At 40.8% G+C, this 15,981-nt stretch carries 15 protein-coding genes; all 15 read left to right on the plus strand.

The window, feature by feature from the left end; genetic code table 11:
- Nucleotides 1-13: 13 nt before the first annotated feature.
- The 15 genes from NST12_RS00285 to NST12_RS00355 all read left to right on the plus strand — a co-directional run bounded on the left by NST12_RS00285 (nt 14) and on the right by NST12_RS00355 (nt 15,976).
- Nucleotides 14-391 (plus strand): RidA family protein, encoded by a 378-nt coding sequence (locus tag NST12_RS00285; protein WP_003352314.1) that lies wholly within the window; start codon nt 14-16, stop codon nt 389-391.
- 913 nt (nt 392-1,304) lie between these two features.
- Nucleotides 1,305-1,598 (plus strand): septation regulator SpoVG, encoded by a 294-nt coding sequence (spoVG, locus tag NST12_RS00290; protein WP_003352313.1) that lies wholly within the window; start codon nt 1,305-1,307, stop codon nt 1,596-1,598.
- Nucleotides 1,599-1,781: 183 nt separating this feature from the next.
- Nucleotides 1,782-3,155: a bifunctional UDP-N-acetylglucosamine diphosphorylase/glucosamine-1-phosphate N-acetyltransferase GlmU gene (gene glmU / locus NST12_RS00295; protein ID WP_003352311.1), complete on the plus strand. Its 1,374-nt coding sequence runs from the start codon at nt 1,782-1,784 to the stop codon at nt 3,153-3,155.
- A gap of 15 nt (nt 3,156-3,170) precedes the next feature.
- The gene (locus tag NST12_RS00300) at nt 3,171-4,127 is read left to right on the plus strand and encodes a ribose-phosphate diphosphokinase (protein ID WP_048622335.1); all 957 of its coding nucleotides are present in this window, start codon (nt 3,171-3,173) and stop codon (nt 4,125-4,127) included.
- 200 nt (nt 4,128-4,327) lie between these two features.
- The gene (locus NST12_RS00305; RefSeq protein ID WP_048622336.1) at nt 4,328-4,972 is read left to right on the plus strand and encodes a 50S ribosomal protein L25/general stress protein Ctc; all 645 of its coding nucleotides are present in this window, start codon (nt 4,328-4,330) and stop codon (nt 4,970-4,972) included.
- Between the two features lie 305 nt (nt 4,973-5,277).
- The gene (gene pth, locus NST12_RS00310; protein WP_270583677.1) at nt 5,278-5,838 is read left to right on the plus strand and encodes an aminoacyl-tRNA hydrolase; all 561 of its coding nucleotides are present in this window, start codon (nt 5,278-5,280) and stop codon (nt 5,836-5,838) included.
- Between the two features lie 66 nt (nt 5,839-5,904).
- Nucleotides 5,905-6,135, plus strand: a complete 231-nt coding sequence (locus NST12_RS00315) for an anti-sigma-F factor Fin family protein (RefSeq protein ID WP_003352307.1) — start codon at nt 5,905-5,907, stop codon at nt 6,133-6,135.
- A 70-nt stretch (nt 6,136-6,205) separates the two neighbouring features.
- Complete coding sequence (gene mfd / locus NST12_RS00320) at nt 6,206-9,733, plus strand: transcription-repair coupling factor (protein WP_341100018.1); 3,528 nt, start codon at nt 6,206-6,208, stop codon at nt 9,731-9,733.
- Nucleotides 9,734-10,028: 295 nt separating this feature from the next.
- A complete protein-coding gene (spoVT, locus tag NST12_RS00325; RefSeq protein ID WP_003352305.1) occupies nt 10,029-10,565 on the plus strand; it encodes a stage V sporulation protein T in 537 nt (178 codons plus the stop codon).
- Between the two features lie 202 nt (nt 10,566-10,767).
- Entirely contained in the window at nt 10,768-12,363 is a 1,596-nt protein-coding gene (locus tag NST12_RS00330; RefSeq protein ID WP_341027641.1) for a putative polysaccharide biosynthesis protein, read from the plus strand.
- The gene (gene mazG, locus NST12_RS00335) at nt 12,363-13,829 is read left to right on the plus strand and encodes a nucleoside triphosphate pyrophosphohydrolase (RefSeq protein WP_341100019.1); all 1,467 of its coding nucleotides are present in this window, start codon (nt 12,363-12,365) and stop codon (nt 13,827-13,829) included. The genes NST12_RS00330 and mazG overlap by 1 nt, the downstream gene beginning before the upstream one ends.
- A 74-nt stretch (nt 13,830-13,903) precedes the next feature.
- The gene (locus tag NST12_RS00340; protein ID WP_040340798.1) at nt 13,904-14,164 is read left to right on the plus strand and encodes an RNA-binding S4 domain-containing protein; all 261 of its coding nucleotides are present in this window, start codon (nt 13,904-13,906) and stop codon (nt 14,162-14,164) included.
- A gap of 468 nt (nt 14,165-14,632) precedes the next feature.
- Nucleotides 14,633-14,932, plus strand: coding sequence for a sporulation protein YabP (yabP, locus tag NST12_RS00345; protein WP_003352300.1), 300 nt, complete (start codon nt 14,633-14,635; stop codon nt 14,930-14,932).
- Nucleotides 14,929-15,558: a spore cortex biosynthesis protein YabQ gene (gene yabQ, locus NST12_RS00350; RefSeq protein WP_327798167.1), complete on the plus strand. Its 630-nt coding sequence runs from the start codon at nt 14,929-14,931 to the stop codon at nt 15,556-15,558. The genes yabP and yabQ overlap by 4 nt, the downstream gene beginning before the upstream one ends.
- A gap of 22 nt (nt 15,559-15,580) precedes the next feature.
- Nucleotides 15,581-15,976, plus strand: coding sequence for an FtsB family cell division protein (locus NST12_RS00355; RefSeq protein WP_048622343.1), 396 nt, complete (start codon nt 15,581-15,583; stop codon nt 15,974-15,976).
- Nucleotides 15,977-15,981: the final 5 nt, after the last annotated feature.

The following is a 15,981-nucleotide window of genomic DNA, read 5'->3' on the forward strand; positions in this document are numbered from 1 at the left end:
AGAGAAAAGAAGGATGAAACAAGTTGCTACGAAGAATGCCCCTGCTGCTATCGGCCCTTATTCCCAAGGAATCATTGTCAATAACCTCTTTTTCAGCTCAGGTCAGATTCCGTTGACGCCTGAGGGAGTATTGGTGGAAGGAAGCATTGAAGAACAGACAAGGCAAGTGTTCCGCAATCTGCAAGCTGTATTGCAAGAGGCGGGAGCGTCGCTGGAAACCGTTGTAAAAGCAACGGTATTTTTAAAGGATATGAATGATTTTTCCGTTGTAAACGACATTTATGCGGAGTTTTTCGGGGACCATAAACCGGCTCGATCTTGTGTGGAAGTGGCTCGGCTGCCAAAAGACGCAAAAATTGAAATAGAAGTGGTTGCACTCGTGAAATCATGATGGATAAAAAACTGTCGACATCGTCGGCAGTTTTTTTTCATGTGCGCGCGGCATGTACATGAACTATAGGATGTAAGTCCCGAACCCCGAAGACAGAAGTAGAGGTTAGCCAAGAGCAAGGGTGTCCGTGGTGACGCGGAATCTGAAGGAAGCTGGAGGCAAAACACCGGTCCGAGGAACACGAACCTCATATAAGGCTAGGTATGATTGAGTGAGTTTGCATAACAAAACAAAGCTCTTTCTGTCGAAGGTCATATCGAGTAAATGAGGCGGATAGATGGTGTGAAAGTGCATGTACTTACCCGGGGAGGTCTGGCGGATATGTGAAGTACTCTTCATAACCTACTTAGTGATAAGTAGCTGAACCGTCAGAAGTCAGCAGAGGTCATAGTATTAGTTGGTCTAGAACAACTAAGAAGGACCGAACAATTAAGAGAGAATAGCCCTTGGTATTCAGTGAGTCATGATGAACACAGAAAACGTAGTACCTCACTTGAGGGAGGAAGCGGTGAATCCCGTGGGAGACCTCTTGGAGGGTGGAGTGACCACTGGCATAAAGAGAACAGCTATTCACGGAAGTTATAAAGACTTGCGTCAATTATCTTAATTGAACCGCCGTATACGGAACCGTACGTACGGTGGTGTGAGAGGACGGGAGTTAATCGCTCCCTCCTACTCGATTGGACTCCTTACACATAATGATTCAGCTTCTTTGATGGTTGGAAATAGAGATGGGTTCATCCATCATCCTCATTTTTTTTACCGGCTGTTTTACAAAATTATTTTGGAGACGTTAAGAGAAAAGGAGTGACTACTAAAAATTTTTAAAAAATTTTCCTATTAAAAGAAGGAAAATTAGAAATACTGTTGAATATATTTATTAGATTTTCACAAAGGAAGGGTGGTGAACAGAGTGGAAGTAACAGATGTTAGACTCCGCCGTGTCAACACAGACGGTCGTATGAGAGCAATCGCTTCCATCACTCTGGACAACGAATTTGTTATTCATGATATTCGAGTAATTGATGGCAATAATGGCTTATTTGTCGCCATGCCGAGCAAACGGACACCGGATGGTGAGTTCCGTGATATTGCTCATCCAATTAACTCCAATACTCGCGGTAAAATTCAAGACGCAGTATTGAGCGAATATCATCGGTTGGGAGAATTAGAAGAAATAGAATTAGAAGAAGCCGGAGCTTCCTAATCACATATGAAACAGCATGAGCCTACTTCATAAGTAAGGCTCTTTTTTTGCGCTTCTACCCCCCATCATTTACCATCCTTTTCTTTCCCACGCTGAAAGCATGAGTTTCCCAAGCAACCTTGAAAAGATTGTGTATTTAGGATATCATTCAATATGGATAAAAAGGTTATTGGGGGACCCTGTATGACAAATATATATGCCATTGTTTTGGCTGCCGGCCAAGGCACAAGAATGAAGTCTAAGCTTTATAAAGTATTGCATCCTGTATGCGGCAAACCAATGGTAGAGCATGTAATCGATCAAGTTTCGACTTTGAATACAGATAAGATTGTTACTATTGTAGGCCACGGCGCGGAAGCAGTAAAAGCGCAGTTGGATGGAAAAACGGAGTTTGCAGTACAGGAAGAACAATTAGGTACAGCTCATGCCGTTATGCAAGCGGAAGGGCTTTTAGGTGATAAAGAAGGAATCACATTAGTGATTTGCGGTGATACGCCGCTTATTCAGGCTGATACAATGAAAGCGCTTATCGAACACCATCAACAGCATCAATCAAGCGCTACGATCTTAACGGTTCATATGGATCAGCCGGATGGATACGGCAGGATAATCCGCAATCAGGAAGGCTTTGTTGAGCGGATTGTTGAACATAAAGACGCAACGGAAGAAGAGAGAAAAGTACAAGAAATTAATACTGGCACTTACTGTTTTGACAATAAAGCTCTTTTTGAAGCATTAAAGAAAGTAAGCAACGATAACGCTCAAGGAGAATATTATTTGCCGGATGTCATTGAAATTATGAAATCGGAAGGAAAAACCGTTGCCGCTTATCAAATCGATGATTTTGAAGAAACGCTCGGAGTCAATGATCGAGCTGCTTTAAGCCAAGCAGAGAAAATTATGAGAAGAAGAATCAACCTTCGTCATATGAAAAATGGTGTCACTATCGTTGATCCCGACCACACCTATATCGGAACGGACGTAGTGATCGGACAAGATACGATCATTTACCCAGGCACGATGATCACAGGTCACACTGTAATTGGAGAAGATTGTGAAATTGGGCCTAATAGTGAGATAAAAGATTGCACCGTAGGGGATCGAACATCGATTCGCCAATCGGTTGCATACGATAGTGCCATTGGCAGTGATGTGAAGATTGGCCCGTTCGCGCATATCCGCCCAGATTCCCAAATTGAAGATGAAGTAAGGATCGGGAATTTTGTTGAAATTAAAAAGACGGTATTTGGCCGCGGAAGCAAAGCTTCACATTTAAGTTATATAGGAGATGCAGAAGTGGGCAAAGGAGTGAACATCGGCTGCGGCTCCATTACCGTAAATTATGATGGTAAGAATAAACATAAGACGAAAATAGAAGACGGGGTTTTTGTCGGCTGTAACTCAAATCTAGTTGCTCCTGTGACAATCGGCAAAGGCGCCTATATAGCTGCAGGCTCCACGATTACGGAAGATGTCCCTGGGGATGCTTTAGCGATAGCGCGCGCCCGCCAAATCAATAAGGATGGCTATGTTCAAAAATTAAACCATAACAAATAATTTCGGAGGTCCATCATGTATAACCAGTATTTAGATCCAAATTTGAAAATCTTTGCCCTCAATTCCAACAGGGCATTGGCAGAAGAAATTGCCAATTTTGTCGGAGTGGAGCTTGGAAAGTGTTCTGTTAAACGTTTCAGCGACGGAGAAATCCAAATTAATATTGAGGAAAGTATTCGTGGATGCGATGTCTATGTCATTCAGTCAACCAGTTCTCCGGTGAATGATAATCTGATGGAACTGTTAATTATGATCGATGCCTTAAAACGGGCTTCTGCCAGAACGGTGAATCTTGTGATTCCTTATTACGGTTATGCACGACAAGATCGAAAAGCGCGCGCTCGTGAACCGATTACAGCAAAATTAGTGGCAAATTTATTGGAAAAAGCCGGTGCGACCCGTGTCATCACATTGGATTTGCATGCCCCGCAAATTCAAGGATTCTTTGACATTCCTATCGATCATTTAATGGGAGTTAAAATTTTAGCCGATTATTTCAAAAAGAAACAGTTCGACGACGATATTGTGATTGTTTCCCCTGACCATGGCGGTGTTACACGCGCTCGAAAAATGGCGGAACGCATGAAAGCACCGATTGCCATTATTGACAAACGTCGTCCAAAACCAAATGTTGCTGAAGTCATGAATATCGTGGGAAATATTGAAGGGAAAATTGCTATTTTAATAGATGACATCATTGATACAGCTGGTACAATTACATTAGGAGCAAACGCCCTTGTAGAAAACGGGGCTAAAGAAGTGTATGCATGCTGTACACATCCGGTATTATCCGGGCCGGCGATTGATCGGATTCAAAATTCCAATATCCGGGAACTTGTTGTAACCAACTCTATTGCTCTTCCCGAGGAAAAGAAAATCGATAAAATCGTGGAACTTTCCGTTGCACCATTAATGGGTGAGGCCATTATTCGTGTTCATGAAGATCAATCTGTCAGCATGCTGTTTGATTAATCCATCATCGAAAATAGGTCTTGCGGATGGTATGGATTCCAAAAATAAGGAGCAAAAGAATGAAGGGTGTGTTCGAAGCAATAATGGGCGGCTTTCCATACATGTTTTTCATGTAATGACCATGTTTAAAGATTGCCTGTTTAGGCAATTCATATAAAAGGGTTTTTACATTAAAAAACTAGAACGGGAGGATGTCTAATATGAGTGCAGTACTAGAAGTGAAAAGACGGAATGACTTGAGAAAATCGACATTAAATAAACTTCGGCGTGAAGGAAACATACCGGCCGTTATATATGGAAAGGGATTAGAAAATCAAGCGGTTTACGTAAGCAGAACAGATTTGCTAAAAACGATTAAAGAAGTGGGAAGGAATGGAATAATCACCTTAAATATTGATGATCGTGAGCAGAGCGCTGTTTTACACGACTATCAAGAAGATACGCTCACAGGCGAAATGATTCATGCTGACTTTTTTGCTGTCGATCCTTCCACGGAAATCTCCGCTGAAGTTGTGGTGGAATTAAAAGGGGAAGCTCCAGGTGTAAAAGATGGCGGTGTTTTGCAGCAGCCGTTATTTGAATTGACTGTAAAAGGCAAAGTGACCGATATACCGGATGCCATTCAAGTGGACGTTTCCCAATTGCAAGTCGGTGATACGATTACCGTAGGAGATATAAAAGAACATTATCCATTTGAGATTCAGCACGGCGATGAAGAGACGATTGTCTCTATCTTGGCTCCGCGTCAAGAAGAAGAAATCAGCACCGGCGAACAACAAGAGCCTGGCATACCGGAAAATGAAGAAGGAAGGGAAACACCGGCAAGCAAAGAAAGCGAAGGTTAATAGGTGTAAGGGCACAGCATGAAAGGCTGTGTCTTTCTTTCATAGTTGTGTTTATTACTGAAATATAACTGTGTTGGCAAAAATTTTTTACGATGAAAATCATAAGGGGTTCTATGCTTTTATCCGCTTCCCATTTCAAGCATCTATTTTGCCTGAATAGAGAATCTTCAGTTGAAGATAAGAAAAAGAAAAGAAATTTTTACGAAAAATGTTATTTTTTCAAGCAGGGCGGTTGCCTCGCTTTTTTTGTACATACTGCATAATATGTTAGAATGTAAAGAAGGAACTTGAGGTGTTTTTGGATGATAAAATTAATAGCGGGGCTTGGAAATCCCGGTGAAAAGTATAGAGGAACAAGACATAATATTGGATTTGATGTGATAGATGAGCTTGCACATCGATTGCAATCTCCATTGACAACTGCGAAACACAAAGGAATTTATACGATTGTACGGTCAGGCGGGCATCAAGTTTTGCTGCTCAAACCTCTTACTTATATGAATTTGTCAGGGGAAAGCATTGCCGAAGTCATGCGTTACTATAAGATAGATATCGAGAATTTATTGGTTGTGTATGATGATTTAGATCTTCCGCCCGGAAAAATTCGCTTGCGCCAAAAAGGGAGCGCAGGCGGGCATAATGGCATAAAATCAGTCATACAACATACAGGTACAGAACAATTTAAAAGGATTCGGATTGGCATTGGACGCCCTGACGGAAATAATACGGTTATTGATTATGTATTAGGAAAGTTTGACAAAGAGCAGCAGTTGATCATGAATGAAGCCGTTAAAAAGAGTGCGGATGCTTGCCTTGAATGGTTAGAGAAGCCATTTCCCGAAGTCATGAACCAGTTTAACTCCTGAAGAATGAATATCCTCGTTTCGATGTGTACATACTAAGAATAAGATGTGCACACGGAGGAGGACGTAATGGCTATTCATTATTATTGCCGGCATTGCGGCATTAAACTAGGCAGTTTGGAAAAACATATTATTAGCAGTGAAAAGCTAGGTCTTCATAAACTTGCGGACCATGAACGAAAAGAGATGGTTCAATATGAAAGTAATGGCGATATTTCTATAAAATCTATTTGTGAAGATTGCCAGGAATCGCTTGAACGATATCCGGATTTTCACCAAAATGATTATCTTATACATTGATTGAACAAGCTTTGGATGCGGTCCAAAGCATTTTTCTGTTTTTTTGTTTGGACGCCAGGAGGGGAGAATAATGTTAAAAAATTTAGAAAATTTACTTCTTACTAATGATGAAATTCAATCCATCACTCAAGGTGTAGAAATAGGGCTTTCAGAGCAGCTTATTGCCGGATTATCAGGCTCTGCGCGCTCTTTGCTCATCTCTTCCGTATATCACAAGACGAACCGTCCGACATTGGTCGTGACCCATAATTTGCTGCAAGCGCAAAAACTGTATGACGATCTTATTCAAAGCATCCCTGAAAACGAAGTGTATTTATATGCGGCCAATGAACTGATTGCGGCGGAAATCTCTATTGCGAGTCCAGAGTTAAAAGCCCAAAGGATTGAAATGTTGAATCATTTAACGACAAGCACTAAAGGTGTGTATATCGTACCGGTAGCCGGTTTGCGAAAGATCTTGCCTCCAAAAGATGTTTGGAAGAGATTTCAAAAGATGCTTTCTGTCGGGGATGAAGTAGATTTAGACAGCTTTTTGCAAGAATTGGTCGTAATGGGTTATGAACGAGCCGATATGGTGAACACCCCAGGCGAGTTTAGTTTAAGGGGAGGCATATTAGATATCTACCCGTTGACAACCCCTGATCCCATTAGGATCGAATTTTTTGACACGGAAATTGATTCGATTCGCACGTTTTCCATTGAAGACCAACGTTCCATAGAAAATTTAAAGGAAGTCAGCATTGGCCCGTTTTCCGAAATGCCGCTCGATCGTGATCAATTGGTGATAGTGGGCGATAGGCTTCAAACAGCGCTGGCAAACAGCTTGAAAAAGGTGAAGAATGAAAAAACAAAAGAACTTCTCACTCAAAATATTGGAAATGATGTTGAGAGATTAAAAACAGGCAGCCTTCCAGATCAAATGGCCAAATATATAGCGATTGCTTATGAACATCCTGCAAGTTTAATAGATTATCTTTCGGACAGAGGAATCGTGTTTTTTGATGAGTTAAGCCGAATTAATGAAATGAATGACTCGCTGGAAAAAGAGGAAGCAGAATGGTATACGTCACTCATTGAAGAAGGTCAAATGGTACATGACTTGCAAGTGTCCCATTCGCTAGCGGATCTCTTGTCATCGATAAAGATGCCACGGCTCTATTTTTCTTTGTTTTTAAGGCATATTCCTCATACCAATCCGCAAAATATTGTGAATTTGTCTTGCAAACCAATGCAAAACTTTCATGGCCAAATGAATGTCTTAAAGGCGGAAACGGAACGATGGAAACATGGAAAATATACAGTTGTCTTTTTGTGTTCCAGCAAAGAACGAATGAAAAAATTCCAAAGTGATTTAGAAGAGTATGAGATTGAAGCTTCATTGCTGGAGGAAGAAGAGAATCTGTTTATCGGCAATCATCAAATTCTATATGGGAATTTGCAAACGGGGTTTGAACTTCCTTCTTTGCGGCTTGCCGTGATTACAGAAGAAGAATTATTTAATAAAAAGGTAAAACAGTCCAAGAGAAGGCAAAAACTTTCGAATGCCGAGAGGATAAAAAGCTATTCGGAATTAAACGTCGGGGATTATGTGGTCCATGTGAATCATGGGATCGGAAAATATTTGGGGATTAAAACATTGGAGATCAACGGAGTCCATAAAGATTATCTCCATATTAAGTATCAGGGAACGGATCAATTATATGTACCGGTTGATCAAATTGACTTAGTTCAAAAGTATATTGCTTCCGAAGGAAAAGAACCGAAGATTTACAAGCTAGGAGGCAGCGAGTGGAAGCGGGTTAAAAAGAAAGTACAATCGTCTGTTCAAGATATAGCCGACGATTTGATCAAGCTTTATGCAGAAAGAGAAGCATCAAAAGGATATGCTTTTTCTCCTGATGGCGACTTGCAGCGGGAGTTTGAAGCGGCTTTCCCTTATCAGGAGACGGAGGATCAATTGCGCTCTATTCAAGAAATTAAACGGGATATGGAAAGAGAACGGCCGATGGATCGATTGTTGTGCGGAGACGTTGGATATGGAAAAACGGAGGTAGCTCTAAGAGCGGCTTTCAAAGCAATTATGGACGGAAAACAGGTGGCTATGCTTGTTCCCACCACGATATTAGCGCAGCAGCATTATGAAACGATGAAAGAGCGCTTTCGAGGATATCCGATCAATATTGGAATGTTAAGCCGATTTCGAACACGAAAACAAATTCAAGAAACCATTAAAGGAATTAAAAATGGAACGATTGATATTGTAGTCGGCACGCATCGGCTATTGTCCAAGGATGTTCAATACCATGATCTAGGCTTGCTGATTGTCGATGAAGAACAACGTTTCGGAGTGACGCATAAAGAGCGGATCAAGCAATTAAAAACGAATGTAGATGTATTAACGCTAACGGCTACCCCTATTCCTAGAACACTGCATATGTCGATGTTAGGCGTAAGAGATTTATCGATCATCGAGACTCCTCCTGAAAACCGGTTCCCGGTTCAAACGTACGTGATGGAGTATAACGGAACGGTTGTCAGAGAAGCGATTGAAAGAGAATTGGCGCGGGACGGACAAGTTTTCTTCCTTTATAACCGAGTAGAAGATATTGAGCGGAAAGCGGAGGAAATATCTTTACTTGTGCCGGATGCGCGCGTTACGTATGCCCACGGACAAATGACCGAGTCTGAGCTGGAAGATGTCATTTTAAGCTTTCTGGAAGGCGAATACGATGTGTTGGTGACAACAACCATTATTGAGACGGGAGTCGATATCCCAAATGTCAATACACTAATTGTATATGATGCCGACCGGATGGGGTTATCGCAGCTATACCAATTAAGAGGCCGAGTGGGCCGATCCAACCGAATCGCTTATGCTTATTTTATGTATCGAAAAGATAAAGTTCTTTCAGAAACGGCAGAAAAGCGTCTGCAATCGATCAAAGAGTTTACGGAATTGGGGTCGGGATTTAAAATCGCAATGCGCGATTTGTCGATTCGGGGAGCAGGAAATTTATTAGGCCCTCAGCAACATGGATTCATTGATTCAGTGGGATTCGATCTATATTCGCAAATGTTGAAAGAAGCGATTGAAGAAAGAAAAGGAATCACTGTGGAAGAAAAACCGCCTGTTTTTGAAGTGGAACTGGATATCGATGCTTATATTCCGGATGCTTATATTCCAGACGGACAGCAAAAAATTGAAATGTACAAACGGTTCCGTGCTCTTGAAACGTTGGAAGAGGTGGCTGAATTGCAAGAGGAAATGGTCGATCGTTTTGGTGAATATCCGAAAGAAGTAGAATATTTATTCCGAGTGGCGGAAATGAAAATCTTTGCGAAAGACGTTCATTTAGAGTCCATTAAGCAGACAAAAAATGAAGTGACGATTCTAGTCAGTGAAAAAGGGACACCGCTTTTAGACGGATCAAAAGTGGTAGAATTATGCCAAACATACGGTCGGATGATGGGATATGGAATGGACGGGTATAAATTAAAAATTACGATGAATATTAAAAATGTTCCTGTAGAAAAATGGTTTTCTATTGCTTACAACATTATTCAAAATTTAAAAGAAGCAAAAAAGAAAGCCTCTTGAATAAGTCGGCACCCGAAAGGAGCCATTGACCTGTTTGCCGTGAAGTGAATGCTGTTTTTTGATCCGTTCCTCTTATGCAAAATGATGAAAAATTTTTATGGATAACTGTTGAAAAGAGTATAAACTGAAAATAATGCCTCGCTTGAAATATTTTTTTTCAATAGAAAATTCTCACTGAAAGTGAATAGAACTTCTAAGTTGTTAGATACTAACATCAACAAAAAGAATGATTGTAAAACTGGCAAGCAAATAATGGATTGCCAAAATATCATCTGATGAAAGCGAGGCAGCAAAGATGAAAGCAACAGGTATTGTTCGTCGTATTGATGATTTAGGACGTGTAGTCATTCCGAAAGAAATTCGCAGAACTCTTAGAATCCGCGAAGGAGACCCGCTTGAAATTTTTGTGGACCGGGATGGTGAAGTCATATTAAAAAAATATTCCCCGATAAGTGAATTGGGTGATTTTGCTAAAGAATACGGAGAAGCATTATATGACAGCCTAGGATGTTCGATCCTCATTTGTGACAGGGACGCAGTAATTTCTGTGGCCGGGGTGTCGAAAAAAGAATATTTAAATAAAAACATTAGTGATTTGATTGAAAACGCTATGGAAGAACGACAGTCGGTGATCCAAACAAACCAAGGTGAGGTCTCTTTTGTTGATGGCCACGAAGAAACGGTTCAATCATACACCATTGCCCCAATTATCGCTAATGGCGATCCAATTGGAGCCGTTATTGTCTTTTCCACTGATCGAACGATAGGCGAAGTGGAGAAAAAAGCCGCGGAAACTGCTTCAGGATTTCTTGCACGGCAAATGGAACAATAAGAACGGGAAGAGCAGCTTGAAAAAGCTGTTCTTTTTTCATAAGCAGGAGAAAACATACGAATTTGACGCATCGTGAATCAGGAACGCCGCTTTTGCTTTAGATAAAAAGAAAAGAGAATTATTGGTATTCTGCAAACCTCTCATTTTGATATAATACATTCGACTATAGATGCTTATTATATGGAAGAAAGGCGGCGTTCTTTTGTCGAATCAATCATCACAGATATTTATGAAAGGAGCGCTAACGCTGACCGTTGCAGCACTTGCTGTCAAAGTGCTCAGTGCAGTTTATAGAATTCCTTTTCAAAACATTGTCGGGGATGTAGGCTTTTACATATATCAACAAGTATATCCGATTTATGGAATTGCGGTTGCCTTTTCTACTTATGGTTTTCCTGTGGCTGTTTCAAAATTGATAGCGCAAGGAGAAGAAAAGGACAAAAGCAGAATATTAACTGCTTCTTTTGTATTTTTGTCGCTGCTGGGAGTGCTATTGTTTTTAGCACTTTATTTTCAAGCAAAAACGATCGCAGCGGTAATGGGCGATCTAAAATTGGCAAGGCTCATTCAAATCATTTCACTATCCTTTTTGCTGATGCCGTTTTTATCCGTTGCAAGAGGACTTTTCCAAGGAAAAGGCGATATGGTGCCGACTGCCGTTTCCCAAGTGACTGAGCAATTGATAAGAGTTGGGGCGATATTAGGCTTTTCCTATTGGTTTATCCATTTAGACAGTAATTTGTATACGGTCGGCGGGGCTGTTCTTTTTGGATCGATTATGGGCGGATTGGCTTCCTCTATCGTGTTGATTTTTTTCTTAAAGCATAGGAGAGAGTCCATTTTTTATGTTCACCGCTTTTCTTTTGGAGAAATGGAAAGACGGTTGATCCAAACTTTAGTGCTGGAAGGCGTTGCGATTTGCTTATCTAGCATGATGCTTGTTCTCTTTCAATTTATGGATGCTTTAAGTTTATATTCGTCGCTAGTTGATTCAGGGATATCGAAATCGGCTGCAAAAGTTGCGAAAGGCGTCTATGACCGAGGGCAGCCGCTTTTGCAATTGGGAACGGTGGTCGCCACATCCTTTTCATTGACGCTTGTGCCGCTTATTAGCGCCAGCTATCAAGAAAGCGATTATGAGTCTGTTCACAAGAGCGTTCGCATTGCCGTAAAAATCAGTTTTGTCATAGGCCTTGCTGCCATGGTTGGGTTGTTAAATATTCTTGTTCCAACCAATATCATGCTGTTTGAGAATGGATTTGGGTCCAATATTTTGGCGTTTTTTAGCGCCGGCATATTGCTTAGCTCGATGGCGCTTACCTTTTCGGGAATTTTGCAAGGGGTAGGATCGCCGTATTTTCCTGCTATCGTTCTTTTCATCGGTCTTGTCGTTAAATTTGTCGGGAACTTATATCTTGTCCATATGTGTGGAGCAGTGGGAGCAGCTTTTTCCACGGTTCTTTCATTGATGTTGACATCCTTGATTTTGTTTTTGAAAATCAAAACATTAATGCGCATTCAAGTGCTGACATGGTCATCCGTTGGTCAAAGTCTTCTAGCGGCGGCAGCTATGACTGTTCTTTTACAAGTATGGTCGTTTCTTTTCCGATGCTTGGATTTTTCCGGCACCCGCATGCAAGCGGCGCTGGAAGCAGTCGGTGGTGTTTTTCTAGGCGGCACTGTTTTTCTAGTGCTTATCTTAAAAATGAAGATATTCTCCAAAGAAGAATTGGTTTTGTTTCCGTTTGGCGGGAAATTGGTTCAAATAAGTGAAAAACTGAATGGGAGAAATGTATAATGGCTTATAAAATAACGATTGTTGGATTGGGAGCAGGTGATATAGACCAGCTCCCATTAGGAGTCTATAAACGGTTGAAAAAAGAGTCTTTCGTCTTTTTGCGGACAAAGGAGCATCCTGTCGTCCGACAGCTGGAGGAAGAAGGTGTTTCGTTTATCAGTTTTGATTCTGTTTACGAACAACACGACCAATTTGAACAAGTGTACGAAGAAATAGTCGAGCGTTTGTTGAACAAAGCAAAAGAGGAAGATATTCTATATGCTGTTCCGGGGCATCCCCTTGTGGCTGAAAAAACAGTCCAGCTTTTGCTTGAAAGGGGAAAAGATGCGGATGTGGACGTGGTGATCGGCGGCGGGCAAAGCTTTTTGGATTCGTTGTTTGCTGCTCTGAAAATCGATCCTGTAGAAGGATTTCAATTTTTGGACGGGACTGATCTGCATAGAGACGATATACATGTCCGCGGGCATATCATCATTGGGCAGGTGTACGATTCTTTCGTAGCATCCGATGTGAAGCTGACACTAATGGAAAAATACCCGGACGACTATCCGATTTATATCGTTCAGGCGGCAGGATCGAGCGAGGAAAAAATAGCGAAAGTCCCTCTTTACCAATTGGATCATGAAATTTCTTCCGTCAACAACCTAACCTCCATTTATGTACCGCCGGTGAAGGATGACTTTGTTTACCGCGAATTTTCTTCATTGAGGGAAATCATTCGCATATTGCGGGGACCAAATGGTTGTCCCTGGGATAAAAAGCAGACTCATCAGTCGTTAAAAAAATACTTAATCGAAGAATGTTATGAACTTTTATCCGCCATCGATCATGATGACATTGATAATATGATTGAAGAGTTGGGAGATGTTCTTCTTCAAGTGATGCTTCATTCTCAAATCGGCGAGGACGAAGGTTTGTTTTCGATAGAAGATGTACTGGAATCCATATCCCGAAAGATGGTGCATCGGCATCCACACGTATTCGGAGATGAAACCGCTAAAACGGCGGAAGAGGTTGTGAAAAACTGGGAAGCCATTAAACAGAGCGAAAAGGGCAGAAGCGCTAAAGGCGGCGGTATTTTAGATGAAATCGAAAAAGGACTTCCGGCCGTTATTAGAGCGTACGAAATTCAAAAGAAAGCAGCAAAAACAGGCTTTGATTGGGAGAAAGCGGACGAAGCAGCTCAAAAAGTGGAAGAAGAATGGCGGGAATTTTTAGATGAAGTCAAAAGCGGCGACAAAAAGAAACAAGTGGATGAATTGGGGGATGTGTTATTTGCATTAATCAATACAGCGCGCTTTTTCTCCATTCATCCGGAAGAAGCCCTTGCTCAAGCAAATGATAAATTTATCAGGCGGTTTTCTTATGTGGAACAGAAAGTGAAGGAAAGCGGTCAATCTTTCCAAGATTTCTCCTTAACGGAACTTGACCGTTTTTGGAATGAGGCAAAAGAAAAAGGACTTTGAAAATAGCAAATCTTTTACAACAAACCATCTAAATGTGAAAACACTCTTGAAAAGGGGGAGAAGCAATGGAAACGATGCGGTTGGATAAATTTTTAAAGGTTTCGCGCATTATTAAAAGAAGAACGTTAGCAAAAGAAGTGGCGGATCAAGGCAGGGTATTCGTGAACGGACAGCAAGCAAAAGCGAGCACGAACGTAAAGGCAGGAGACGAATTGACCATCCGTCTTGGACAAAAAATCATAAAGGTTCGTGTTGAAAGCCTTCAGGAATCTACCCGGAAAGAAGACGCAGCGAGTCTCTATTCCGTATTGTCCGAAGAAAAAATAGAAGAATGAACTGAGGCTTTCTCCAAAGCCCCTTTTTAACAAGAAGACCCGCCGAGATATATCTATTTATCTCGACGGTTTTTTCTTTTGGATGGCTTTCTTTCTGAAGCAGGCGATTCTTTTCCTCCGCTTGTTTCAGAAGATTGTGGGAGATGGCAATCAGCCTGATTCGATTGTACCAATCCAGCTCTCCCAGCGGAGGTACGGGAGTCTTGCGGACCGTCCGCGGAAATCAAGTGAAATTCTCGATTGTCAACGCTCCCCGAAAACATTTCCTTCCATAAAAAACAGGCTTGTTCTATTTCTTCTCTTGCGTGCATATGTATGTTACAAAGCATGTACTTTTTCAAGGCTTCCGTTTATAAGTAGATCCCTTTGGTTTCTCAGTTGGTTCAGACTAAAAAACAAATACAAATGACCAAGACGATGACGGACAAAGCCTTTTAAAAAGCGATGAAAGGAAGCGTGGGAGAAACTATGGCGCAATTTCAAGAGTCTAAAAATAATGGATCATATCAAGAACACGATGTCATTATGAGGGGCAGAAAATTGCTTGATATCACAGGCGTAAAGCAAGTAGAAAGTTTTGATAATGAGGAGTTTTTGCTTGAAACAGTCATGGGTTTTTTGTCTATTCGAGGTGAAAATCTTCAGATGAAAAATTTGGATGTCGATCAAGGAATTGTATCGATCAAAGGGAGGGTATATGACCTTATTTATTTGGATGATCAGCATGGGGAGAAAGCTAAAGGGTTCTTTAGCAAGTTGTTTCGATGAGCTTGACAACTCAGTTTTATACTATGCTTGCCATGATTGCAATGGGAAGCTTTTTTGGTGCATCGTTTGATACGTACAACCGATTTTTAAAAAGAAGCAAGCGGAATAGGTGGATCGTCTTTTTTCACGATGTGCTTTTTTGGGCGGTGGAAGGGCTTCTTATTTTTTACATTTTATTTCTTGTGAATTATGGGGAAATGCGATTTTATATTTTTCTTGCTTTATTATGCGGTTTTGCCGCTTATCAGGCCCTTTTGAAAAGAGGATTTTTAGCCATATTGGAAAGCGTCATAGCCTTTGTAGCAGCTGTTTACAAATTTATGTTAAAAACTCTTTACAATTTCATTTATATTCCAGTAAAGTATATTTTTTTGTTTACTCAAACTGCTATAATAATAATGGGAAAATCAATATTGATGTTAACGCTTGCCATATGGAAAGTATTGTTTTGGCTTTTAAAAGGCGTTGCATTACCGTTTCATTGGATTCTTAAAGGATTTTGGAAGTTATTGCCGGAATCGTTTAAAATATTCGTCGATAAGTTCTTGGCACGTTTAAAAGGAACTTTTGGAAAAATAAAGAATACTATTACTAAACTAATGGACGGAGTACGCAGAAAGAAGTAAATACTGGAAAGGGAGGTTTGGAATGGCGGTTCGAAACGTAAAGGGAATCACTTCCATTAGAAACACATATGTGGAAAACGAAGAAAAGAAACAATATTTGATGCAGCAACGAAAAAAGAAACTATACAGAAGATTGATTGCTTTTTCCTCCTTATTCTTAATCATCACCATCCTTTTAGTTTCGACACTTATATCTCAAACTTCCCGTTTGGAAGAAAAACAGCGGCAAAAAGCACAATTGGAACATTCGTTGGCCAAACTTGAAAAAAAACAGGTTTTACTGAAAGAAGAATTGGCAAAATTAAAGGATGACGACTATGTTGCCAAGCTAGCCCGTGAAAAATATTTTTTGTCGGATAAAGGTGAGATCATTTTTTATCTCCCCAAGGAGAAAAAGAAAGAAAAGGATGTGGAGTAGTCTTA

The organism is Bacillus sp. FSL W8-1127 (genome assembly GCF_038006725.1).
GTDB lineage: Bacteria > Bacillota > Bacilli > Bacillales > DSM-4216 > Bacillus_O > Bacillus_O smithii.

Bases quoted from the DNA above. Each gene is read 5' to 3' on its own strand.
- NST12_RS00300 (WP_048622335.1), top strand. From the start codon at position 3,171: ATGTATAACCAGTATTTAGATCCAAATTTGAAAATCTTTGCCCTCAAT.
- yabQ (WP_327798167.1), top strand. From the start codon at position 14,929: ATGAGCTTGACAACTCAGTTTTATACTATGCTTGCCATGATTGCAATG.
- NST12_RS00340 (WP_040340798.1), top strand. From the start codon at position 13,904: ATGCGGTTGGATAAATTTTTAAAGGTTTCGCGCATTATTAAAAGAAGA.
- NST12_RS00355 (WP_048622343.1), top strand. From the start codon at position 15,581: ATGGCGGTTCGAAACGTAAAGGGAATCACTTCCATTAGAAACACATAT.
- NST12_RS00305 (WP_048622336.1), top strand. From the start codon at position 4,328: ATGAGTGCAGTACTAGAAGTGAAAAGACGGAATGACTTGAGAAAATCG.
- yabP (WP_003352300.1), top strand. From the start codon at position 14,633: ATGGCGCAATTTCAAGAGTCTAAAAATAATGGATCATATCAAGAACAC.
- NST12_RS00285 (WP_003352314.1), top strand. From the start codon at position 14: ATGAAACAAGTTGCTACGAAGAATGCCCCTGCTGCTATCGGCCCTTAT.
- NST12_RS00315 (WP_003352307.1), top strand. From the start codon at position 5,905: ATGGCTATTCATTATTATTGCCGGCATTGCGGCATTAAACTAGGCAGT.
- spoVT (WP_003352305.1), top strand. From the start codon at position 10,029: ATGAAAGCAACAGGTATTGTTCGTCGTATTGATGATTTAGGACGTGTA.
- mfd (WP_341100018.1), top strand. From the start codon at position 6,206: ATGTTAAAAAATTTAGAAAATTTACTTCTTACTAATGATGAAATTCAA.
- glmU (WP_003352311.1), top strand. From the start codon at position 1,782: ATGACAAATATATATGCCATTGTTTTGGCTGCCGGCCAAGGCACAAGA.
- mazG (WP_341100019.1), top strand. From the start codon at position 12,363: ATGGCTTATAAAATAACGATTGTTGGATTGGGAGCAGGTGATATAGAC.